The 23,101-nt window shown below is 44.9% G+C and carries 22 protein-coding genes and 1 pseudogene; 14 read left to right on the top strand and 9 right to left on the bottom strand.

The genetic code is table 11. From position 1 onward, the window contains the following. Window positions 1-400: 400 nt before the first annotated feature. From AB4274_RS18215 to AB4274_RS18205, 3 genes are all read left to right on the top strand, one after another. On the top strand, window positions 401-1,636 hold the full coding sequence (locus AB4274_RS18215) for a MerR family transcriptional regulator (RefSeq protein ID WP_372112845.1): 1,236 nt from the start codon (window positions 401-403) through the stop codon (window positions 1,634-1,636). Continuing rightward, complete coding sequence (locus AB4274_RS18210; protein ID WP_372112843.1) at window positions 1,637-2,206, top strand: GNAT family N-acetyltransferase; 570 nt, start codon at window positions 1,637-1,639, stop codon at window positions 2,204-2,206. A 236-nt stretch (window positions 2,207-2,442) separates the two neighbouring features. Next, window positions 2,443-2,991 (top strand): carboxymuconolactone decarboxylase family protein, encoded by a 549-nt coding sequence (locus tag AB4274_RS18205; RefSeq protein WP_372112841.1) that lies wholly within the window; start codon window positions 2,443-2,445, stop codon window positions 2,989-2,991. 114 nt (window positions 2,992-3,105) lie between these two features. Here the strand turns inward: AB4274_RS18205 and AB4274_RS18200 are convergent, their stop codons facing one another. Further along, window positions 3,106-4,533, bottom strand: a complete 1,428-nt coding sequence (locus AB4274_RS18200) for a PLP-dependent aminotransferase family protein (protein WP_372112839.1) — start codon at window positions 4,531-4,533, stop codon at window positions 3,106-3,108. Window positions 4,534-4,657: 124 nt separating this feature from the next. Here AB4274_RS18200 and AB4274_RS18195 point away from each other — a divergent pair, with 124 nt between their 5' ends. Further along, window positions 4,658-5,557, top strand: a complete 900-nt coding sequence (locus AB4274_RS18195; protein ID WP_372112838.1) for a DMT family transporter — start codon at window positions 4,658-4,660, stop codon at window positions 5,555-5,557. A gap of 104 nt (window positions 5,558-5,661) precedes the next feature. Here AB4274_RS18195 and AB4274_RS18190 read toward each other — a convergent pair whose 3' ends face one another. Then, window positions 5,662-6,087, bottom strand: a complete 426-nt coding sequence (locus tag AB4274_RS18190; protein WP_017069797.1) for a DUF3010 family protein — start codon at window positions 6,085-6,087, stop codon at window positions 5,662-5,664. A 260-nt stretch (window positions 6,088-6,347) separates the two neighbouring features. On the opposite strand from AB4274_RS18190, the gene AB4274_RS18185 reads away from it, so the two are divergent. Continuing rightward, a complete protein-coding gene (locus AB4274_RS18185; protein WP_372112836.1) occupies window positions 6,348-7,985 on the top strand; it encodes a methyl-accepting chemotaxis protein in 1,638 nt (545 codons plus the stop codon). A gap of 175 nt (window positions 7,986-8,160) precedes the next feature. On the opposite strand, the gene AB4274_RS18180 is transcribed toward AB4274_RS18185, so the two are convergent. Continuing rightward, complete coding sequence (locus AB4274_RS18180) at window positions 8,161-8,508, bottom strand: DUF3316 domain-containing protein (protein WP_017076504.1); 348 nt, start codon at window positions 8,506-8,508, stop codon at window positions 8,161-8,163. 209 nt (window positions 8,509-8,717) lie between these two features. On the opposite strand from AB4274_RS18180, the gene AB4274_RS18175 reads away from it, so the two are divergent. Next, the gene (locus AB4274_RS18175; protein WP_017064933.1) at window positions 8,718-9,587 is read left to right on the top strand and encodes a LysR family transcriptional regulator; all 870 of its coding nucleotides are present in this window, start codon (window positions 8,718-8,720) and stop codon (window positions 9,585-9,587) included. Window positions 9,588-9,701: 114 nt separating this feature from the next. Here the strand turns inward: AB4274_RS18175 and AB4274_RS18170 are convergent, their stop codons facing one another. After that, window positions 9,702-11,363, bottom strand: a complete 1,662-nt coding sequence (locus tag AB4274_RS18170; protein WP_372112834.1) for a methyl-accepting chemotaxis protein — start codon at window positions 11,361-11,363, stop codon at window positions 9,702-9,704. Between the two features lie 275 nt (window positions 11,364-11,638). Here AB4274_RS18170 and AB4274_RS18165 point away from each other — a divergent pair, with 275 nt between their 5' ends. From AB4274_RS18165 to dgcA, 5 genes are all read left to right on the top strand, one after another. After that, window positions 11,639-12,151: an RNA methyltransferase gene (locus AB4274_RS18165; protein WP_017061674.1), complete on the top strand. Its 513-nt coding sequence runs from the start codon at window positions 11,639-11,641 to the stop codon at window positions 12,149-12,151. 87 nt (window positions 12,152-12,238) lie between these two features. Further along, window positions 12,239-13,075, top strand: a complete 837-nt coding sequence (locus AB4274_RS18160) for an SGNH/GDSL hydrolase family protein (protein ID WP_372112832.1) — start codon at window positions 12,239-12,241, stop codon at window positions 13,073-13,075. A 95-nt stretch (window positions 13,076-13,170) separates the two neighbouring features. Beyond that, complete coding sequence (locus tag AB4274_RS18155) at window positions 13,171-14,061, top strand: LysR family transcriptional regulator (protein ID WP_017066887.1); 891 nt, start codon at window positions 13,171-13,173, stop codon at window positions 14,059-14,061. 91 nt (window positions 14,062-14,152) lie between these two features. Then, the gene (dgcN, locus tag AB4274_RS18150) at window positions 14,153-15,160 is read left to right on the top strand and encodes an N-acetyltransferase DgcN (RefSeq protein WP_017061677.1); all 1,008 of its coding nucleotides are present in this window, start codon (window positions 14,153-14,155) and stop codon (window positions 15,158-15,160) included. Between the two features lie 57 nt (window positions 15,161-15,217). Continuing rightward, window positions 15,218-16,204, top strand: a complete 987-nt coding sequence (gene dgcA / locus AB4274_RS18145; protein ID WP_017066889.1) for an N-acetyl-D-Glu racemase DgcA — start codon at window positions 15,218-15,220, stop codon at window positions 16,202-16,204. 94 nt (window positions 16,205-16,298) lie between these two features. Here the strand turns inward: dgcA and AB4274_RS18140 are convergent, their stop codons facing one another. From AB4274_RS18140 to AB4274_RS18125, 4 genes are all read right to left on the bottom strand, one after another. Beyond that, a complete protein-coding gene (locus tag AB4274_RS18140; RefSeq protein WP_102393449.1) occupies window positions 16,299-17,087 on the bottom strand; it encodes an HAD-IIB family hydrolase in 789 nt (262 codons plus the stop codon). A gap of 78 nt (window positions 17,088-17,165) precedes the next feature. Next, window positions 17,166-17,321 carry a DUF3012 domain-containing protein gene (locus AB4274_RS18135; protein ID WP_017061679.1) on the bottom strand — a complete coding sequence of 52 codons (156 nt, stop codon included), beginning with the start codon at window positions 17,319-17,321 and terminating at the stop codon, window positions 17,166-17,168. 240 nt (window positions 17,322-17,561) lie between these two features. Further along, complete coding sequence (gene hpf, locus AB4274_RS18130) at window positions 17,562-17,918, bottom strand: ribosome hibernation-promoting factor, HPF/YfiA family (RefSeq protein WP_017061680.1); 357 nt, start codon at window positions 17,916-17,918, stop codon at window positions 17,562-17,564. Window positions 17,919-18,255: 337 nt separating this feature from the next. After that, complete coding sequence (locus AB4274_RS18125; protein WP_229648214.1) at window positions 18,256-18,513, bottom strand: hypothetical protein; 258 nt, start codon at window positions 18,511-18,513, stop codon at window positions 18,256-18,258. Between the two features lie 57 nt (window positions 18,514-18,570). Here AB4274_RS18125 and AB4274_RS18120 point away from each other — a divergent pair. Together AB4274_RS18120 and AB4274_RS18115 are read left to right on the top strand one after the other, a co-directional pair. Further along, window positions 18,571-18,798, top strand: a pseudogene (locus AB4274_RS18120) (hypothetical protein); the annotation flags it as partial. Window positions 18,799-19,211: 413 nt separating this feature from the next. Beyond that, window positions 19,212-20,642 carry a YfcC family protein gene (locus tag AB4274_RS18115; protein ID WP_372112829.1) on the top strand — a complete coding sequence of 477 codons (1,431 nt, stop codon included), beginning with the start codon at window positions 19,212-19,214 and terminating at the stop codon, window positions 20,640-20,642. 121 nt (window positions 20,643-20,763) lie between these two features. On the opposite strand, the gene glgC is transcribed toward AB4274_RS18115, so the two are convergent. Further along, window positions 20,764-21,984 carry a glucose-1-phosphate adenylyltransferase gene (gene glgC, locus AB4274_RS18110; protein WP_017069804.1) on the bottom strand — a complete coding sequence of 407 codons (1,221 nt, stop codon included), beginning with the start codon at window positions 21,982-21,984 and terminating at the stop codon, window positions 20,764-20,766. Between the two features lie 400 nt (window positions 21,985-22,384). On the opposite strand from glgC, the gene ompW reads away from it, so the two are divergent. Next, complete coding sequence (gene ompW / locus AB4274_RS18105) at window positions 22,385-23,032, top strand: outer membrane protein OmpW (RefSeq protein WP_017069805.1); 648 nt, start codon at window positions 22,385-22,387, stop codon at window positions 23,030-23,032. Window positions 23,033-23,101: the final 69 nt, after the last annotated feature.

Genomic DNA, 23,101 nt, shown 5'->3' with positions numbered 1-23,101 from the left:
AGATCAACACGCCCTAATAAATTTTGAATTTTTCTAAAAAATTTAAGCAGGAATTTCTGGTGTATATGTGTGGTTGATTTAAGTATTCACTCGGTGAGTTTATTTATCGTTTAGTTAACGTTCGTCCATTATTGAATGATTTAGAAATTGGCAAAATTCAGTTAAAAAGAAGTATGTTTATGAGCTAATTGTTTTCAATTCATCAAGTTTAATACTTCTCCTTTCCTGAATCCCGTTCAGGCAATGTCGATGACTAACCGTTCTATGGGTAAAAGACACGCTCAGATCGCTTTATCAATTTGAAGGTAAATAGGTAAAGAACGAGAAAAGTGTCGAAAATTCTGTTGACCTGACTACAACTTCATAGTTTACCTTTACTACTAAAATGAGGGAGAAGTGGATGTATCGCATATCTGAATTAGCGGAGCTCGTTGGCCTGAGCCGTTCAACGCTTTTGTACTATGGAAAGTTGGGTTTGATAGAAGCTCAACGCACCAATAATGGTTATCGAAGTTATTCCGAACGCGACTTGCAGCGTGTGAAATTGTTGCAGCAGTTACAAGCGGGTGGACTGACGTTGAAAGAGTGTCAGGCGTGTTTGGATGCCAAGGTTGACCGCTCCTTGTTACAAAACCGACTCGAACAATTGGACGAAGAGATCGCTCAGAAACAGCGTTCGAGAGATCTTTTATCGGCCTTGTTAGGCGAGAGTGGTTTGCAAGATTGGCATGAATCGATGGACAAGGTGGCGCCTGATGCGCATCTCGATTGGCTCATTAAGCAAGGCTTTGATGAGAAGCAAGCACTGCGACTGAAATGGCTTTCAAAAGACATGAACGATCATGACCAGTACATGGCGGATTTTGAGGTGATCTTTGAGGGTTTACAGCGTTTAGGGCCAGGAACAGCGGAAGATACTTTAGCGGCGTTGGTACACGTTTCGGTTTCTCCTAAACGTGTGCTTGAGATCGGTTGTGGTAAAGGTATTGCCACCTCTGTGTTAGCGAAAGCCTTAGTAGAACATCAAATGGATGTGCAAATAACGGCGGTAGATAATGATCAACCGAGTTTAGATGTTCTGACTCAGCAAGCACAGGTTCTTGGCTTAGAAAGCAACGTCAAAACCGTATACGCGAGCATGATGGATCTGCCGTTTGAAGCTAAGTCGTTTGACCTAATTTGGTCGGAAGGCAGCGCTTACATCATGGGTGTTGAAAAGGCGCTAAAGCAGTGGCGAAATTTACTCAGTGATGACGGCATATTGGTCGTTAATGATTTGGTGTGGAATACCGAACAACCTAACGAATCGAGCAAAGCGTTCTGGCAAAAAGAGTATCCAGACATGACGACGGTATCCGAGCGAATTAAACAGGCACAAGCTGCGGGTTATGAAGTCTTGGAGCACTTTGCACTGAGCGATGCTGGTTGGCTTGCGTATTACCAGCCCTTTCAAAAGCGAGTAGAAGCGCTTAAAGCAACGATGCCGAACTCAAAAGCGCTCGTAGATTGCGACAATGAAGTTAAACAATTTTTCGATAGCAACACATCAAAGAACGGCTTGGATCAACAGCCTTCGAAAGGTTCTGAACAACGTGATTTTGATTATCAGTTCTTTGTGCTCAAGAAATTAAAGTAAGTGAGTAACACCATGAAATTTAGACAATATAATTCAAGCGAAATCGAAACGATCACTCAAGTTTTCACTCAAACCTTTACGGATTCAGAAGGCGAGAACGAAGGTAAAACCGTGGGTATGCTTGCCAACGACCTTTTAACGACTACAGCCCCGACAGAGCTACTTTGCTTTGTCGCTGAAGACGATTCTAGTGAGTCGGATGTGGATAGCACGATTGTGGGTGCGATTATCTTTACGCCGCTTTCATTTGATGATGAAACCAAGGCATATTTGCTTTCGCCAGTGGCGGTGAGCACTCAGATGCAAAAGCGTGGTATTGGTCAGCGCCTGATTAACTTCGGTTTGCAGTTTCTAAAAGAGCAGGGTATTGAGCTTGCAGTGACGTACGGTGATCCTGACTACTATTCAAAAGTGGGCTTTGGGCAAATTACCGTTGAGCAGGTCCCAGCGCCCTTTGAATTGAGTTTCCCTCACGGTTGGTTGGCTCAATTGTTAACTGGTGGTGAAATCAAAGTAACAAGTGGCAAGTCGAGTTGTGTTAAAGGCTTGGCTCACGCAGAATATTGGTAGCCGCTTGCAAAAAATTGAGAAAAAGAGAAAGCCCATCAGGTGTTGCCTGTTGGGCTTTCTCGTTATGAACAAAAGATATCCGTCAGGCTTCAATGTACAGTTTGAACGAGTGTTCAAAATAACACTTGAACGATCGTTCTTGTTTGATCTATATTGTTTTCACACCAACGGAGAACATTCATTAATTGCTCCGTGATTGAATAACTTTAGAACCGAAAATTGATAGGGATAGAGCAATGAGCAACTTCAAAATTCACTCAGTAGAATCCGCGCCAGAGCAAAGCCAACCTATTCTTGAGGGCGCTAAAAAGCAGATGGGCAGAGTGCCGGGCTTGTTTGGTGTGTTGGCTGAATCTCCAAACACACTTAAGGCTTACACCCAGCTTCATCAGGCATTTAGTGACTCATCTTTCGATGCTGAAGAGCTAACGGTTGTTTGGCAAACCATCAACGTTGAACACGAATGTCACTACTGCGTTCCAGCGCACACAGGTATCGCACATTCAATGAAGGTTGATCCTGCAATCACCGAAGAACTGCGTAATCGCACGGCTCTACCCACTGAAAAATTGCAAGCACTGCATGATTTTACGCTGAGCATGGTGCGTAACCGCGGCAATGTGCCTGAAAGTGAAATGGCAGCATTCTTCGACGCGGGCTACGGTCAACAACAAGTGTTAGAAGTGATTCTTGGCCTGTCTCAGAAAGTGATCAGTAATTACGTAAACCACGTTGCTAAAACGCCAGTCGACAAAGTATTTGAACAGTTCGCTTGGCAAGGTTAATCGCATTTAACTAACCATCGTATTTAAGCAACTCAAGATATGATAATGATGAAAGCCCCGCTCAGTTGAGTGGGGCTTTGTTGTTTGGGTTGAATATGGAATTAACAAGGTTACCTAACGTACGTGCCTAGCGATTATCTTCGCTAGTGTCACAAGCCCTTCTTTCCACTCTTTGCTCTCTTCAATGTTGGCGACAGTGAAGCGCAGACAGTGTTTATATTGGTCGTTGGTGCCAAATACTGTTCCGGGTAAGATCCCCAATTTATGCTTCAAACAATCTTGATAGACCGCGTAGCTATCGACCGATTCAGGCAGTGTTATCCAGTTTAAAAAAGAGCCTTCCGGTTTTGATAGGTGGTATTGCCCGACAAGGTGTGGGTAGCTATCTAGTGCTTGTATTAACAGGCTTTGGAATTGCTTTTGATTGGTTTGGTAGAGCCGCTTCATCTTAGACAAATGACTGCGATATTTGCCGGTAGTGAGAAATTGACCCACAGCGGATTGCATCAGATTTGAGCTGCCCATGTTGTCGCATAAAAGGTACTTTTCGACCAAAGGTTGGTAGCGCCCAGACAGTAACCAACCGATTCGCAAGCGTGAGTCTAATGTTTTAGACAGTGAGTTGACGTAGATGACTCTATCTTGATCATCAAGCTCTTTGAGGCTCGCGATTGGTGTGTCGAATGCCAAGCTACCGAACACATCGTCTTCGATAATTGGTAAAGATCCGGTGATCTCCAGTAATGCTTTTCGATTCGCCAATGGCATTCTTGAGCCGGTTGGGTTAGTAAAGTTTGGCGTTAGCAGTAAGGTTTTCACTTCCCATTTGTCCAACGCACTCTGTAGTGATGGGATATCAATACCGTGGCTAACGCTGCTTGGGATTTCAAGGGCTTGCAAGCCAAGTGATTCAAGTAAAAGTAGATTACCGAAATAACAGGGCGACTCGACCGCCACGATGTCGCCGGGCTTGGTGAGCGCACGTAGTGCCAAACTGATTGCCTGTTGAGCACCATGAGTAATCGCAATCTCTTTCGATCCCGCAGGCACACCAAGATCATGGGTGATCTTTAACAATTGCTTTACTAATTGTTCGTCTCCAGGAGGCAGTTGGTAATAACCGGGAAGTTGAGTTTGTAAACGGCTATGGCGACCGATTTCGGCATACAAACTTCGAATCGCAGGGTTGTTGATATTCGGGTGGGCCGAGCCTGCCAATAGTTTCAGACGACCTTTTGGACGAGAGAGTACCGATTTAGTGACAGACAATAGATCGACTTTTTGAGGTTGGCTTGATGCATCCCAGCTGGTGGTGCTCGGTGCTTTCACGCGATAGCCTGATTTAGGCACAGAATAAACCCAGCCTGTCGCCTCCAGTTCTTGATAGGCACGAATCACGGTATTTTTACTCACACCAAGCTGTTCGCTTAATTGACGGATTGAGGGAAGACGATCGTCTGGATGAAAAAGTCCCTTATCGATCTGAGCCTTAATATGTTGTTCGGTAGCAAGGTATTTATTGCCGCTGAGTTCTGCTTCCACGTGTTTCTCCCTCGTTGCACACTCTCAATCTGTAACCATATAAAGTGTTATATCTGTATCTTTATTAGTTATCTGTACCCAACTAAGGTAACAGCATTGATGAATAGTTGACCAGAGGTTTGTAATGCTGATTAAAATGATTCCGTTTGTGTTTGTAATATTGTGGTCGTCAGGTTTTGTCGGCGCACGTCTTGGTGTGGAATACGCGGAACCCGCAACATTACTTTCATTGAGGATGGTGGCCAACGTGGCGCTGTTCTTGGTTTTGATTGCAATCCTTAAGCGTCGTATTCCTCGTGGTCGAGCATTCTTCCACGCAAGTGTGGTTGGCATCTTGATTCATGGTTTCTACCTTGGTGGCACCTATCTGGCGATTGATATGGGTATGCCCGCCGGGTTGAGCTCTCTACTTGTTGGCTTACAACCGATTCTGACCGCCTTGATTATGATCAGCTGTACTTCGCAGCGTTTTAATTTTGCACAGTGGTTGGGATTAGCGCTTGGTTTTGCGGGTATTAGTTTGGTGTTGATGGGTAATATTGAATGGCAGTCAGACGACCAAAAAGGCTTGGCAACATTATTGTGTTTGGTTTCTTTGGTGGGTATTACCTGCGGCACTCTGTATCAGAAGCGCTTCTGTCAGGGGACAGATATGGTCGGCGGTGCGATGGTGCAATACTTGGCTTCTGCGGCGTTGTTTCTGCCGTTCGCAATGCGCTATGAAACCATGCAGGTAAACTGGACTGTAGAATTCACGCTAACTCTAATCTGGCTGGTGGTTGTTCTGTCTTGTGTTGCCATATTATTGTTGCTTTACATGGTAGAACACGGTGCATCTTCAAGTGTGGCCTCAGTGTTTTACTTAGTTCCACCGACGACAGCAATTCAAGCTTGGCTTATTTTCGGTGAGTCGTTCGACATGTATGGCGCGATGGGCTTTGCCTTGTCTGCTGCGGCGGTTTATTTGGTGGTGAGGAAGCCAGAATGGATTAAGGCTCGCAGGCGAACAGTGTTAGAGCGGTAGTGTGTATATCATAATTAACTCCACTTAACGTCAGTAACTAGAAACAAAAAAGAGCCTGAATATTCAGGCTCTTTCTGTATCAAATATTGGCTAGCGACTTTTGATTAGCGCTTCATCAAGCAAGCATATGCCGTAGTAAACGGTGCTTCTTGGTATTGCTTAAGGCCAGTTTCTTTGAATTTCATCATTAGAGGGTTGCGCTTGAGGCTCTCTTTGATGTCAGCAGGTGATACAACGGTTACGTCTAGGCCGTCGATCAGTTGAATTGCTGCTTCTAGTTTGAAACCAAAGCCACCGCCAGCAAATTTGCCTTTAGTTTGGCGTTGACGAATTACAACTTTATCTACTTGGTAATCTTCCATTAACTTTGCAAAAGAGAATTGAAAGTCTTTCATATTCTGTGTGTCGTTTGCGTCGCTAATTGAAACTTTAGAAACTCGGCAATCAGGAATGTTAAATACACCATCTGATAGAGAAAGAAGACAGATGACTGCATCGTTACCTTTGATTTCAACACCACAAATTTTCATGTTCTTACCTACTTATTTTAGAGCCCTACATTATGGTGTTATTTCTCACACTTCTCCAGTATTTGCGCGTACTCAGCGGCAAATAAGTCTAAATCAGAGCATACTTTAATGTTTGAGAGTTAACCTCTGGTTGAATAATCACCACGAAAATTAACGACATCGTTTGCTATGAGATAGGGCTCACAAATCCTTAGTGAGATTGCATATGTGTGCTGTATATTGCGCGCGCATCCCTATTTGAAGTGTGGTTATTAATCCCAATGAATATCAATAATCTTTCGATTAAGAGTAAAATCGCGATCCCGCTGTTGGTGATTGTGATTATTTTTTCTACCGTTACTGTACTCAACGTTATCAGATCAAATGCTCAAGCTGCGATTAATAACGAGCTCAATAATGTGGTTCAGCCCGTGTTAGACAATTTGGAAGATGGGTATCGTGACATTTATCAAGTTATCGCTTCTGCTCAAGGTCTATTACTCTCGAAAGACCAAGCGGCGATTGAGTACCAAAAATTTGAATTTAAAGACAACGCTTACAAAGCGGTTCCTCGTTTTGAAAGTGTCGAAACCTTGTATCAAGCGGGCGTGTTGGATCCATCTTCACGTGGCGAGTTATCAAAGCTTGTTAACGCGATGAGCAAGTGGGTGGCACTGCACGAGCCAATGTTCGCTGATCCGGCAAACGCAGACCAATACAATATTGATTACTCACCAGCGCTTGACGCAGAGTTTGCGATCATTCGTACTCAATTGCGCGATATCCGAACTCTGATCGAATTGAAACAGAAAGAGCTTCGCCAGCAAGCCGATGACTCTATTGAATCAAGCAAATTGATCATTGAAGTAGGTATGGCCGTTGCTGTTTTCGCTGCATTTTTCGCTATGTGGTTATCCAATCGCTTTATCGTTCAGCCAATCCAGAACGTAGAGAAAGCGATGAATGAGATCGCATCGGGTGACGGTAACTTGTCTCAACGTATGAAGGTCGAAGGTAATGATGAGATCGCTCGTTTAAGTTCTGCTTTCAACCAGTTTGTTGGCAAGATCCATGTCACCGTCGAACAAGTTATTTTTACATCGAATGCGGTACGCGCTGAGATGGAAAACATTAAATCGTTAACGCAAAGTGTTGCTGAATTTTCATCGAACCAACAGCGTGAAAGTGAAGTAGTCGCGGCGGCGGTTCATGAGATGCAAGCAACCAGTGAAGTGGTGAGTGGTAATGCATTAGATGCGGCAACCGCCAGTAATGTTGCCAATCATGAAGTGGAATCGGCAGACACCACGCTTGGCTTGACCGTGACTTCGATTGAACGCCTTGCACAAGATATCGAGAACGCGGGCGGTGTTGTTCAAGAGCTGGACACAGACGTGAAGAACATTGCCTCAATCCTTGGTGTGATCAAAGGCATTGCAGAGCAAACCAACCTACTTGCTTTGAATGCGGCTATTGAAGCGGCACGAGCGGGTGAACAAGGTCGTGGCTTTGCGGTTGTGGCTGATGAAGTTCGAGCGCTTGCGAGTAAAACTCAAGACAGCACTGGCGAAATCCAATCAATGATTGAACGCTTAGAAGTGGGTGCTAAACACGCGGTTGGTGTGATGACTGAAAGCAAAGTGAGTGGCGAGAAAACCATTGTTCAAGCAGGAACTGCAGCATCTTCATTGAGTGAGATTCGTAACTCAATTGGCAAGATGAATGACATGAACACACAAATTGCTACGGCGGCTTCGCAACAGTCTCAAGTGTCTGAAGAAGTGAATAAGAATGTTCAACGCATCGCTGAAAGCACCATGCAAATGGTTGAGATGGCAAGCAGCGCAGAAAATGCATGTATGGCATTGGCTGAACAGTGTGAAGCGCTAGATAGCCTTGTGTCTCAGTTTGAAGTGTAATTTTCAAAATTAGACAGACGAATATGAGCTGATAATGGTTGCTCGTATTGAGTCCCATTAATCAGCGGTGAACGACAAAAAAGCCCGCACTCTATGAGTGCGGGCTTTCTTTTTGACTAGGTGATCAGTCTTTTGACTAGGTGATCAGTTTTTAGACCTGATCAATCATTCGGTGTTAGCTGCTGCGACCGTCTTTGTATGTGTAACGGTAGTCAACTTTTACGTTCGCTTGGTAATGAATGTCACCGCTCATGTTAGTGATTTTCTTCACTTCCATATTCGCGTCATCAATCTTGAACGAATCGTATTTGGTTGTCTGTTGGAACTGTGGCAGTTCTCTTGAAAGCTCAAAAGGTGTTTTTGCGCTTAACTCATCCATAAGGTTGGTGCCTGCATCGTATGCTTCCGCTTCAGTAACAAATGTATCAGATTTTAGCGTTGTTTCTTGAATTGTTGTTTTAGTTGCTGCAAACGCAGTGGTGCTGAGTACAAGAGTTGATGCAAGTATGATTAACTTCTTCAAAGGGATACCTTACTTTGTTGTACCAGTGTTTTAGAGATTCTCACCCTAGCAATAGGGGATGAGGTTAATGTTAGGACAAAAATATGGTTCTGTAAGGGAATGACTATAGGTGCCGAAGATTAATGCACAGCGCATATCAAGCAAGGTGACACTGATATCTAACTTCAATACACTGTATGGGTAACCAAAGTTCAGCATAAGGTAAAGGCATGGCCAATTGGGAAGGGGTAAGTGAGTTTGTTGCAGTGGCAGAGCGTGAAAGCTTTACTGGTGCGGCGCAGAAGCTCGCTACGTCGGTGGCTCAAATCAGTCGTAGAGTAGCAAACCTCGAAGAACGACTCGCAGTGAAACTGCTCAATCGAACGACTCGAAAGGTGTCCCTTACAGAGGCTGGGCAACTCTATTACCAACAATGTAAGTTGTTGGTCGAAGGTTTAGAAATTGCTGAGCTTGCGGTCACGCAGATGCAATCCACACCCAAAGGCTTACTGAAAGTCACCGCGCCTGTGACTTATGGTGAGCGCCAACTCGCCCCAATACTGCATCAATTCTTAAAGCTTCACCCGCAAGTAGAGCTTGAGCTGATGCTGACCAATCAAAAGCTCGATCTTATCGATTCGGGTGTTGATGTTGCGATTCGTCTTGGCCGCTTGGAAGATTCAAGCCTTGTGGCAAAGAGGCTGTCTCAACGCCAACTTTATGTATGTGCAAGCCCTGAATATATTGAACGTTATGGCGAGCCGCATACATTATCAGAATTAAATAATCACCAATGTTTAGTCGGTGGATTTGAACATTGGCGTTTCAAAGAAAATAGACGCCCTCGCTCAGTTCGTGTTAACGGACGCATTAAGTGCAACAGTGGTTTAGCCTTGTTAGACGCAGCTAAGCAGAGCATTGGCTTGGTGCAGTTGCCTGAATACTATGTGAGTGAAGACCTTGATTCTGGTGAGTTGGTTGAGGTGCTGTCCGATTATCGAGATGACAAAGAAGGGATCTGGGCGCTTTATCCTCAGAACCGCAACTTATCTTCAAAGGTTCGCCTGCTGGTGGACTTCCTTTCTGAGCAATTGGATTAGTGTATGGCTTAAAACCTCCACCGATAAAAACGGGCTTCAGAATAGAGATTCTGAAGCCCGACGTGTTTTAGGATTAATTATCGTTTGATTACGGCTTACTAGACCGAAAATGTATTAGACGGTGAAGCGATCCACCAAGTGATACAGCTCATTTGCACGACTGTTGAGGTTTTGGCTACCTGTACGGTTTTGATTCGCGAGTTCTGCCGATTGTGAGCTTTGGTCAGAAATCACCACGATGCGTTGAGATATTTCTTGGCCGACAATATTCTGCTGTTCAGTCGCTGTCGCAATAAGCGAGTTCATGTCCATGATGGTATCAATCGACGCTTGGATCTTCGCCAGTGCTTCGGCTGCGGCATTCGCTTCTTCCACGGTTTGCGCACTTCGGTTTTGACTTGAATCCATCGCTTTCACAGCAGCATCTGAGGCAGCTTTAAGTTGCTCAATCATCTTATGAATGTCGCCAGTGCTCTCTTGAGTACGGCTTGCTAGCTTACGTACCTCATCGGCTACTACAGCAAACCCACGCCCTTGTTCGCCCGCCCGCGCAGCTTCAATCGCGGCATTCAACGCAAGTAGGTTAGTTTGCTCGGCAATGTCTTGGATGACCGCCAATGAAGAGGAGATGTTTTGTACATCGCCTTCTAAACGAGACACCACGGTGTTCGCTTCTGATACTTCGCTCGCTAGGCCTGCCACCGAGTCTGCAGCTGCGTTTACGATCTGTTGCGCTTCTTTTGCATTGCCCTCTGCAAGCTTGGCGGAATCCGCCGCTTGGCTAGCGTTGCTCGAGATCTCTTGCGCCGTTGTGGTCATCTCAGTCATCGCTGTTGCAACTTGTTCTGTCTCTTCACGTTGCCCTGTAGCAATCTCGTCGACCTGCGCAGCACGAGAAGACATGTTAGATGTCTCGGCTACGACTTGCTGACCGACATCACTTACGCTGCGAATGATGGTTTGCAGGCTTGCCACAAAGGCATTGAAGTTCTCGCTGAGTTTTGTGAACTCGGGCGCTTTGAAGGTTTCCATTCGAGCGGTTAAGTCAGCTTCGCCACTCGCGAATGCGCTGATTGAACGATCAAACTGCTCGAGTGGTTGCATGATGGTACGGTTGACGGCAACGGCAAACACAGCAACTACTAGGGCAATCAAACCACAGAATATAGCGATCGCCGTCAATGAGCTTTGTAACGCAGCATTTGAGCTCTCTTTCATCTCTGCGATGACCGCATCGATGTCGTCAGTATAGAAGCCTGTACCTAGCATCAAGTCCCACTGGGGAACGAATATCGAGTAGCTCAGTTTCGGTAGGGCTTCGGATTGACCAAGTTTTGGAAAGTAGTAGGTGGTGAATTCACCAAGCTTTGAGTTCTTGATCAAGTCACGAATCAGGTAGTTGCCTTTTTTGTCTTGCAGGTCGTAGTAGTTGTTACCAATACCATCGTTGTTTTGTCCAACAACCACTCGAACGCCTTTAGAGTCGTAGCCAAAGATGTAGCCAGATTCGCCATATTCGAGTGTTCTTAATGTTGGTAAGGCTTCTTCTAATGTTGCACCTCTATCCAAAAATGGGCTGATCGAAGAGTAGGCCATTTGTAGATACGCTTTGAGTTCCTTTTCTTTCATCGCCATCATATTGCTACGCGTCGATTCAACTTGCTGTGCGGTTAGCTCGGTGCTCTTCATATACGTCACGCTCATCATGCCAATTGCCATTAGTAGCAACGGAATGAAAGAGAGAATATAAAGGCGGTTTTTGATGGTTAGGGTCATGTCACGCTTCCTGTGTGATTGTCTCATGCAATTTTCAACACATTATTAATGTGGTTTCAAAATGTAAATGGGCTTGTTGTCTAATTGTTATCCTAGAGTGTTTTTGTTTTATAAATATGATGACGGTTAGGTTTTTGGGGTGAGAAGCCTTGCAACTAGAGGCTTAAGCGAGAAAAAGTGAGTTTGTATCGATGCTTTTGAATTCGACGCTGCTTTGTTAGAATGCGACGCTTTGTAGCACCCTGCTATGTCTATTCGTTAAGTGAGAAAGATTCATGAACAAAAGCCATGTGACTATTGGTTTAACTAACCCAAAGAGCCCGACAAACGTTGGTGCTGTTATGCGTGCGGCTGGTTGTTACCAAGTCGACGAAGTTAAATACACAGGGCAACGCTACGAAAAAGCCGCAAAATTCCACACCGATACTAAGAGTGCTGCGCGTACTATCCCGTTGACTGGTGTTGAGTCGTTTTTAGACAATCTTGATCCAGAAACGAAGATCGTTTGCGTAGAACTCGCAGAAGGTGCAACACCACTACCGCGTTTTAAACACCCAGAAAATGCCATTTATATCTTTGGCCCTGAAGACGGCTCTATTTCTCAAGATGTCGCCGACAGAGCCGATCATGTTGTGTACGTACCAACGGTTGGCTGCATGAACTTGGCTGCAACAGTTAACGTGCTGCTTTATGATCGCCTTGCTAAGTCAGATGAAATGGATGAGAGCAACGAGCTGATTAAGAAAAGCCGCGATAACCGTAATCACCTGCTGATCAAAGAAAAGTAATTCTCTGCTTCTAGTGTTATCTATCCCGTACGCAATCGGATATTATCTTGAGTTCATCATCAGATAATTGAAGGGTTAGATAACACCATGGAAGACAAGCAATTACTTGCCGCGCTACAGCAACACTCTGTCCTCGATCTCTATCAGTTATTCCAAGAAGTTGGTCAAAACTGCTCTTTGTATGCATTACTAGAGAGGTTATCTTCCCTTAAAGAACATCATCAACTGAGTACTCGTCTTAGCCCTTTTAAGCCTCATATCGAAGGATTGCTAGCTCAATTTGATAGCGCCACGCCAGATAGCGAGATCCTCAAGGCAGTCGCTCTTCAGTCTGAGATTCAGCAACGAGGCCACAGTATGAGTCGTTACATCATGACATCAGATAATCACCGCCATTTTTCTCCAAGTGCAGACTTAGTTATGTTTGGTGACTCGATCACCGAGTGGGCACCGTGGGCGGATATTTTCCGTGATATCTCGATGGTCAACCGTGGCTTAGCGGGTGACACCACAACTGGCATGTTGCGCCGTATTGATACCACGTTGAATGTGAAGCCAAAGCTGGTGTGTTTTATGGCAGGGATAAACGATTTAGCTCAGGGTTATGATGTCGACCATATCTACCAGAACTACATTGATATGCTTAAGGTGTGGCAAGAAAATGAGATTCGCATATTGGTGCAATCAACGCTTTATGTTGGCTCTAAACTGCAAGGTTTAAATCCGTCGGTTGAACTGCTCAATAGCAAGCTAAGCGAGTACTGTACACAGCAAGGCATTGCGTTCTTAGATGTGAATTCAGTATTGTCGCCTAATAAGCTGTTGTCGAACAAGTACTCGTGTGATGATCTGCATTTGAATGCGAAGGCTTATCAAACTTGGGCTGAGATACTTCAACCTACGATAGCTGAGCTACTAAAATAGACTCACGCAAAACGCTAGCTAGACCGATAAACAGCTTAGCTAATACAAGAAAAGCCAAACCCTAGATTTGTTTCGCGAACCATAAGGACATCAATGTGAACCTAAGACAATTGGAAGTCTTTTACGCCATTATGCAGACCGGAACCGTATCTGGAGCCGCGCGCAGCTTGCATGTGTCGCAACCAAACGTGACCCGTATTTTGGCGCACACGGAGCAACAACTTGGGTTTGGCTTATTCGAACGAGTTAAAGGGCGGTTGGTGCCAACGGTTGAGGCAAAAACCTTACTGCCAGAAGCGGAAAAGGTTTATCAGCAACTGGGTCAATTTCGTTCTTTGACCAATAAAGTCAAGCAAGGACATCAGCATTTACGCATTGGTGCGCCACCGATTCTGGCGACTAAATTGCTGACTCAGGTAATAGCCCAAATGTCTCGGGAACAAGAGCTCTCTTTTGAGTTGCTGACTGCAAACCGTGATGAGCTGTGTGCTGGGTTATTAAAGCATGAGCTTGATATTGCTATCGCGTTTGGCGATGAAGCACCGCCTGCGATATTAAGTGAAACGCTATTAACCGAATCACTAAAGGTTTTGGTTCCTTCCAATACGGTTGATCATTTCCCCGCGGAATTAACGTTAGATGATCTGATCAATTATCCGCTGCCAATCATCGGGCTCGATAGCCGCGATCCATTAGGCCTCCTGTTACATCAACGCCTTATTGCACGTGAGCAGCATTATCACCACCCGATATCTGTACGTGGGTATAGCGCCGCTGCGGAACTGGTCAAGCACCAAGCGGGGTTTGCGATTGTTGATCCGTGGACGGCAGAGCAATATCAAAATGACGATGCGGTCTGTGTGTTGCCGCTTCAACCAGACATCCAATTTTCGGTATCGATGCTTTGCGCAGAGCACACCCCTCAGTCGATTTCCGTTAAGCAATTTATCGCTTCATTGAAAATCCATACTCACCCTATAACTTAAGGTTATAGGCTCGCCATAAATAGGCATTCGGCAGCTTCGAAGTTCTTAATTAAAGTAAACCCATACAAGGGCTTATTAATTAGGAATACTCATGTCGATCGCTCAACCTTACCTTCTTTTTCTTGGGGATGTTACTGACCCACTCGCTGCAAAAACAGCTCGCGGTATTCATCAATGGCGACCAGAAATCTGCCTAGGTCAACTGCGTTTAACGGGTGATACCGTTTCACTGGGCTTAACGGATATGACCCTGCAAGAGGCGCAAGCGCAGGGCGCGAAGACGCTAGTGATTGGTACCGCAAATCCGGGTGGTGTTATTCCTGATTCTTGGCAGTCAACCATTATGGCCGCTGCAGAAATGGGATATGAGATTGCATCTGGCATGCACCAACGATTGAGTGAATTTTCACCGCTTGCTGACATGCAGCAACAAGGATTGACTAAGCTTCATGATGTACGCCATTTTGACGGTGTTCTTAATGTTGGTAACGGTAAGCTTCGTCAAGGTAAGCGCCTGCTTACTGTCGGAACTGATTGCTCAGTAGGCAAAATGTTCTCGGCATTAGCGATTGAAAAGTCGCTTAAACAAGCGGGAACATCCGCTCAGTTTAAAGCGACAGGGCAGACAGGTATTTTGATTGAAGGCAGCGGTATTTCGATTGATGCGGTGGTTGCGGATTTTATTTCTGGCGCAGTTGAAGCGATTAGCCCTGATTTTACCGACCACGATTGGGACATCATTGAAGGGCAAGGCTCTTTGTTCAACCCTTCGTTTGCAGGCGTGAGTTTGGGTCTTTTACATGGCGCACAAGCTGATGCCTTAGTGCTGTGTCATGAAGTTGGGCGACCACATATTCGTAACCTTCCTCATGCTAAATTACCAAGCATAGAACAGACGATTGAAGCCAACTTGCAAGCGGCGCGACTGACTAATCCAGACGCGAAGCTGGTGGGTATCTGCTTGAACACGTCGGCGATTAGCATTGAAGAGGCTGAGACATTGTGCCAAGAATGGACCACACTCTATCAAGTGCCAGTGACGGACCCAGTGCGCTTTGGTGTACAACACATTACTGATCATTTGCGACATTCACTTTAACGACTTCATCATTTCTACGTTTCCATTTGTTAAAGTGAACATCAACCGAGTGAAATTATGAAGATTACAGCTGAACCCATTATTATCGCGATGCAAACGCCTTTTCGCATCTCTCGTGGCAGTCGAACTGAGTGTCACGTTGTTCGTGTTTACATTGAACATGGTGGCAAACGAGCTCAGGGCGAATGCACGCCTTACCCACGATACGGCGAGTCATCGGAGTCTGTGTTAGCGCAAATCCAACAAGCGTCTAGCGCACTTGAAGCTATGTTTGAACGAGGCGTTACTGATCCGGCAGAGCTAAGAGATCATCTTCAGTCTTTATTGACCGGAGGGGCAGCGCGCAATGCGGTCGATTGTGCGCTTTGGGATTTTGAAGCTCAGCAGAACGACCAGACGTTTCCGAATAGCTTGTTTGAGTTGCCTGCTCAAATCGTGACTGCAATGACAGTCTCGATTGGCACGCCAGAAGCCATGGCGACTCAGGCTCGAGACTATGTCGCGAATGGTGCGAAACTTCTGAAAGTGAAGCTTGACGGCGAGCAGGTGGTAGAGCGTGTTCGCGCGGTACGAGAAGCTGCGGCAGATGTTCAAATTGTATTGGATGCGAATGAAGCGTGGACAGGATTGAATCTCGAAGAGTTGTTCAATCAACTGGTAGAATTTGATATTGCGATGATCGAGCAGCCGTTACCCCAACAGCACGATGCCTCATTGGCGCACATCAAGCACCCGATACCACTGTGTGCTGATGAAAGCTGTCATACCACTTCGCAACTTTCATCTTTGTTAGGCAAATATGAAATGGTCAACATCAAGCTCGATAAAACAGGTGGTTTGACCGAAGCATTGGTACTTGCTGAAGAAGCTCAAAGGCTAGGATTTACGCTGATGTCGGGTTGTATGCTCGGTACATCGCTGGCGATGCGTGCAGCTCTGCCTATCGCCGTTCAATCTGAAATCGTCGACCTCGATGGCCCAGTCTTACTTGGTCAAGATGTAGCACCATCACTGACTTATCGAGATGGGATGATTATTCTCTAAGTTCGTTGAGCCCGTTTAATCGATGGACATGACATGAATGAAATCGTATGAGTGAAAACTTGTGCGATTTTTGCTTCAAAGTCTGAGCGATTATCTAAATTACTTCACTTTTAAGCCTCAGCAGCGCATCCACAAATTCTGCAAACCCATAGCCACCAGGCTGCGACATGACCCTGCTTGGATGGTGCTCTAGCTTATCCCAATAATGTTGAATGTTTGCCACGCCAACGGTAAGTGGAAGTGATTCGAACATCTGCTGATCATTCATTGAATCGCCGACATAGCAGGCTTGATTGTGGATTTGCTCAAGCGATAAGCCTTTATTAGCCAGGAAACGGTGCACGGCGTTTTTCTTTGAGTGTTCGCCGTACCAAGCGTTGATATGAATCGAACTTGCCGTCGCGTGTGCGCCTAAAGCGTGTATTCTTTCGAGTACCGCTTGAACAGTTTCAGGATCAACAGGCTTACGGTTTTGGCCGATATCAATCGCGACCTCACACAAGCGGTAAGATTGATCCAAAGTTAGCGATAGGTCGGGGTAACTCAACAAGATCGCTTCAACTTCTTGTTTTAGCTTAGCTTGGTTCTTACGCACTTGTTCTAGCGGTGTTTCAGATGAGAGTTGTAATGCATCATCTTGCTTCTCTAGTAAGAAGGCGCCGTTTTCTCCAAGCACGGCATCGACAGGCCAGAGCTGCGCAATATGGTCACACCAACCAGCACAGGCTCCCGTTACAGCGACCACTTTGATTCCATTGTCTCTCAGCTTTTGTAACACAATCAGGGTTTCTGGAGGGAGTGAACCTTGCCAAGTGAGCGTGTCATCGACGTCGGTTAATACCCATTCGATGTGCTTCCAGTTGTTGTCTAGTTGGTGTTCCATTAAAACTCACTTATTCCATGGATTGTTTTACACAGAGCGTATTAATTCAGCCCAATGTAGAATTAGAAGCTAACGTGATTAGAAAATACAGTGTTTAGCAAAATCGCCCGCTTCATTAGCCGTCCAGTCACCTTTAGGCTTTTCTTTCATATCCGCACACCAAGCTTCACTGCCAACCTCGGTACAAGCCATTAATTGAGTAGCAAGGAAAAGTATCAACGCGATTTTCTTCATAATAAACATTCCGTTGTGGTCTAAATTTCTGCTTATAACTGTATCAAATACCACAAGTGATTGTTATAGCTGCTAAGAACTTAAGGGCGTTAATAATGATGTGGGGTTGAGCTGAATTCGAGGGACGGTAAAGAAGCGAAGGTTTGCTTGGCTTTAAGATCGAAAAAGCCAGCAATGTATGCTGGCTTTGAAATTCTTAATAAGTTTCTATTCGTTATTTCGCTTTAACTACTTATCGATTTATACCAATTTCATCTCTTGGATGATGTCCGAAGCAATCTCTGGCTTCGTGCTTGTTGGTTTCTCGTGTAGGTCGGCTTTCAATTGTCCCTTACGGTTACTTAGGCCCGCTTCAAGTTTCTTAAGTGCTGCAGCGATAGCTGGGTACATAACATCGTCTGTCGATTTTGCTGTTACTCGTACACCTTCGTAGTTGGTGAATACTTCAACCTGATGTTGACCGTGTTCTTTAGTAATGATGATGTCGCAACTGATCAGTGATGGGAAATGGTTAGATATCTTCTCGAATTTACCTTCGATGTCTTTGCGTGACTCGTCGTTAATTGATACATGATGTGTTTGAACATTTATTTTCATAAATCATACCTTTCCAATGACTGTGTCATTTAAACGTAGCAAACATCGCATAGATTAACCAACTGAGAATTAGCACATGTGTGATTGACTTCAGTGTTATCAAATATTCTCTTGTTACTCCCTTGAAAGTCCGATGAACTGAACGCATATTATGTTTCGTGTTTTAAAGACATGTTCAAAAAAACTCCATCCTTGATAATTTGCGCTAACCTACAGCGAATTCCCAGTGAATCTCTCTTTATCGGTTTTATAATTCCGAACTTGTCACTCCATTGATTTTCTTTCCAGCTCACTCACTTTTTCTTCTTTGATTAAAAACTCAGCTTAAGTTACTAATTTATAGACACTCAACTGCCCACTCCATATTGAAGTGAAACTCTCCTGCTGTGAGTTGAGACTCGGGTATGGTAATGCGTGCTCGAATATCGACTTCTTTATTGGATGCCAGTTGATCGACAGGAAATTCGACGCCCTGACGCCAATAATTAATGTCACCTTCATAGCGAACCGGCGTTTCGACTTTGAATCGCACAAGTTCTGAAATGCGAGACTCATCAATTGAGCCTAGATCAATATGTTGCAGTTTGAGCAACAATCGAGAATCTTTGCGATTGGACTCAAGCTTAAGCGTTATCGCTCGGCCATCGTATTCTCGGCCACTGAATTTAAGCCGTTTAAGCGTATTAAAACCATCAAAGCCATTAAGATTGATGCAGAAATGCTGGAGCTGTTAGGCAGTGAAGATGGCAACACGGCGATGATCAAAGTGAGCTGGGATGAGAAGGGAATGAAGGTCTATAAGGATGGCTACTTAGCGGATTATGAGTACGGGATTGCCCCTCATGAGATGCAAGAAAACTACGAATTAGCACCTAAGTAACTCGATTCGATTGCAGAAAAGCGCCTTACTTATTAGTGGGCGCTTTTCTTTTGCTCACCAAAGCATGACGAAACTCACACTTTTCTGACAATTAATGACTCGTTGTGCTAGTATGCGCCGCTTGTCTTTGTAATTGATAAAAAACGCATTACCAAAACAGACTTTTCTGTTTACCTGCTTGTAATGACCTCATTCAGTTTGGCCTGACTTGGCTGAACATCTGCATTTTGCTCGGACGCAAAGAGAGTAGTTCTCACTACTTCACTATGTACATTTGAGAGCACCATCTATCAAAGGCCTTTTTGAAACAACCTAAATTAGCGCGAACTTAGTTCAGCGTGAAGGGTTTCGTTTTTCCAAAAATCCCTCCGGCGGCTAAGTGAACCTTAGTTGCTGACAAATAAGGAGTCTATATGACGACTACGGTATCTACATCCGTACCTACATCTCCAGCTGGTAATACAGCTTCGACAGAGAAAGAAGTAAACCATCCATTTCTTTCTTTGGTCATCATGGTAATCGTTGCAGCAATCGCAACCTATTTTATCCCTGCAGGCGAGTTTGAACGAGTGGTCATGAATGGCCGCACGGTTATCGACCCAGACAGCTACACACAATTGACCAGCAACCCAACAACATTAGCCTCTTTTTTCGAATCATTTTTTAAAGGCTTCAAATCCGCTTCTGGCGTGATGGGCGTTGTGGTATTTGTGGGTGGTGCTTTTGGCATTATCAAACACATGGGCTTGTTAGACGCATCCGTTGTTGCACTAACCACTAAGCTAAAGAAGCAAGGCTTGTACGTAATTGCGCCTGTGATCATGACGGCGATTTTCTTCAACGTCACCTTCACCGGTATGCGTGAACTTGATGTCATCTTTATCTCTTTGATGATCCCGATCTGTATCAAGCTTGGCTATGACGCGATTACGGCACTTGGCGTTGTTTTACTGGCAAGTTGTGCCGGTTTCGCAGCCGCTTTGGCTAACCCATTCTTTACGGGTATCGCACACTCTATCGCTGAACTGCCTATGTATTCAGGCATGTGGTATCGCTTTATTGTTGGCATGTTCATGTTGCTAACAGGTACTTGGTATGTACTTAACTACGCGCGCAAAGTTAAGCAAGACCCGACCAAAGGTTTGTTGCACGGTACGGGTTACCACTACGAATCTAACGTTGAAGCGAAAACACTCACCACACGTGAAAAGCTTGCGGGCATCGCGTTCTTGGGCGTGTTCGCATACATGATCTTCGGCACGTTGACGATGGGTTTCGGCTTCACCGAGATTGCGGGTGCATTCGTGGCGATGGCGATTATTCCGGGTTTGGTGGCGGGCTTATCTCCGAACAAGATTTGTGAGTACTGGACCAAAGGTGTTAGCGATGTATTGGTTGCGGTACTGATCATCTTCTTTGCTCGTTCAGTGCTAACCATTATGGAAGACGCGAAGATTGTTGATTCTATTATCTTCTATCTTGCACAAATCATTTCTGGTAGCTCTAAACTTGTGGCAGCAGCAGGGATCTACTTCTCGCAGGCTGCGATCAACCTGTTCATTCCATCGGGCAGTGGCCAAGCGGTGATCACCATGCCAATCATTATTCCGTTGGCAGATATTGGTGAAGTGACTCGTCAAGTGGCGGCACTGGCTTCTCAATTGGGTGATGGTATTTCTAACTATATTTACCCAACCAATGGTGGCTTGTTGGCGGTATTGGCTATAGCAAAAGTACCTTACACCAAGTGGGTTCGTTTCTTCTTACCACTGTTCTTGTTCTGGTCGGTAGGCGCTTTGGTTTCTGTTGTGATTGCTCAAATGATTGAGTTAGGGCCTTTCTAAGGTTTCTGTTTAATCGAATACATGGACAGTTAAGGCTTAACTGAAGCTGTGTGAGTAAATAAGAAGGCAGCGAATTCGCTGCCTTTTTTCGTTTAAAGAAAAGCCATTCCAACGTTAAAGGTTACTCTTCAAATTGGTAAGAAGAGGGCACCACAATCACGCCTTGTTTTGATATATGGAAGCGTTTCGCATCGGCAAGGCCATCAAGACCGATCTGGGTTCCGTCAGGCACCTTAACGTTCTTGTCGATGATGCAGTTTTGTATGTGGCAATTTTTTCCAATCTCAACATCTTCAAACAGAATACTATCAATCACAATCGCGGCATTGCTGACTTTCACTTTAGGGAAGAAGATAGAGTTTTGCGCCGAGCCGCCTTCAATTACAACGCCATTCGCTATCATCGAGTTGATGAATATTCCTTGGTTACCTTCAACCGAAGCAATGGTTCGTGCGGGTGGCAGCTGCGGTTCGTAAGTACGAATTGCCCAATCAGGTTGATATAAATCGATAGGCGAAGCTGGCTTTAACAGATCCATATTCGATTGGTAATAAGAGTCGATAGTACCAACATCTCTCCAGTACGCATCTTGGGTCACTCGGCCTTCTTCATCCCCAAACTTGTATGCGTAAACACTGTTGTTGCCCACCAATTTCGGAATGATGTCTTTTCCAAAATCGTGGCTTGAGTCTGGATCTTCTGCGTCTGCCAATAATGCCTGTGTCAGTACTTCTTTATCAAAGATGTAAATTCCCATTGAAGCCATGCTTCGAGTCGGCCTACCAGGTACACATGCAGGGTAACGTGGCTTCTCGGTAAAGTTATTGATCTCTAGAGACTCGTCTATCTCCATCACACCAAACTCTTTAGCTTCGTCAATCGAAACCTCCATGCACGCCACGGTTAGGTCGGCCTCGTTCTTTTTGTGCTGCTTGAGCATTGGCGCGTAATCCATGCGATAGATATGGTCGCCAGATAACACCACCACATGCTTGGCTTCACTGCGAGACAGCAGATACAAGTTTTGATAAATCGCATCGGCAGTACCGCTGTACCAGCTATCACCGGTTCGCATTTGTGGGGGAACATTGGTGATGTATTCGCCGAGCTCGGGGTTAAGCACCGACCAACCATCACGTAAGTGTTTTTGCAAAGAGTGAGACTTGTACTGAGTTAGCACCAGAATTTGGCGAAGTCCGGAGTGCAGGCAGTTCGCGAGTGTGAAATCGATGATTCGATATTTGCCACCAAAAGGTACCGCAGGTTTTGCACGGTTATCGGTGAGGGGAGAAAGCCGAGAGCCAACACCGCCGGCCAGAACGATTGTTAGAGTGTCTTGCATAGTCAGAACCTCAATGTATTTATGATTATTAACATAGACTTGCAAGCACTAAGCCAAATGTAACTCATTGAATATTATACGAGGCGAGATTGATTCTTGTTGTTCTGCACCAAAATGATGCGCGTGAGATATTGGCTTGCTCTATTTTGATCCAAAAAAGATCCGAATAGAGTGAATTGTTTGGATTAACAAAATGACGCACGGAAAAGCTGCATTACAAAACTGTCAATAAAATGAAGGAATAAAGTGATCGGCTCGATATAAATTTACATAAATAATCACAACTTTTCACAAATTGATTTCCATCAATAAAGTAGGGTTATTGTATGTTACCTTGCACGCAAAATAAGAAATGATTATTCATTCACCAAGTAAATAAAGCCCTACAAAGGAAATTATAATGAAAAAAACAGTATGTGGTATTGCGGTTATTGCGGCTCTTATCTCAACTAATGTTCTAGCTCATAAAGAGGGTGACTTCATCATCCGAGCTGGCGCAGCGATTGTATCTCCGAACGATAGCAGCGGTGACGTTTTAGGTAATTCATCGTTAGAATTCTCAGTAGACTCAAATACACAGCTAGGCTTAACGTTTGGTTATATGTTTACGGATAACATCAGCTTGGAAGTTCTAGCAGCAACTCCATTTTCTCACGGTATCTCTGTAAACGGTGTTGGTGAAGTCGCTGAAACTAAGCACCTCCCACCAACGTTTATGGTGCAGTACTACTTCGGTGAAGCGAATAGCGATTTCCGACCTTATGTAGGGGCTGGTATCAACTATACGGTATTCTTTGATGAGTCTCTAACGAGTACGGGTAAGAACGACGCTAACCTAACAGATGTGTCTTTAGATGATTCTTGGGGCTTGGCAGCAAATATTGGTATGGACTACATGATCAATGAAGACTGGTTTCTGAACGCATCGGTTTGGTATGCAGATATTGGAACGACGGCAAAATACTCTGATATAAATGGCAACAACTACTCAACAGACGTTGATATTGACCCATGGGTATTCATGATCGGCGGTGGTTACAACTTCTAATTCAACTCTTCGGTTTACTAAAGGCGCTCAAGCACCAGCCAGCTTGGGCGCTTTTTTTTGGTTCATCGC

Origin of the sequence: Vibrio sp. 10N.261.55.A10, assembly GCF_041470825.1 — a bacterium.
Lineage (GTDB): Bacteria > Pseudomonadota > Gammaproteobacteria > Enterobacterales > Vibrionaceae > Vibrio > Vibrio crassostreae_C.
This window is presented reverse-complemented; position numbering and strand designations above follow the sequence as displayed.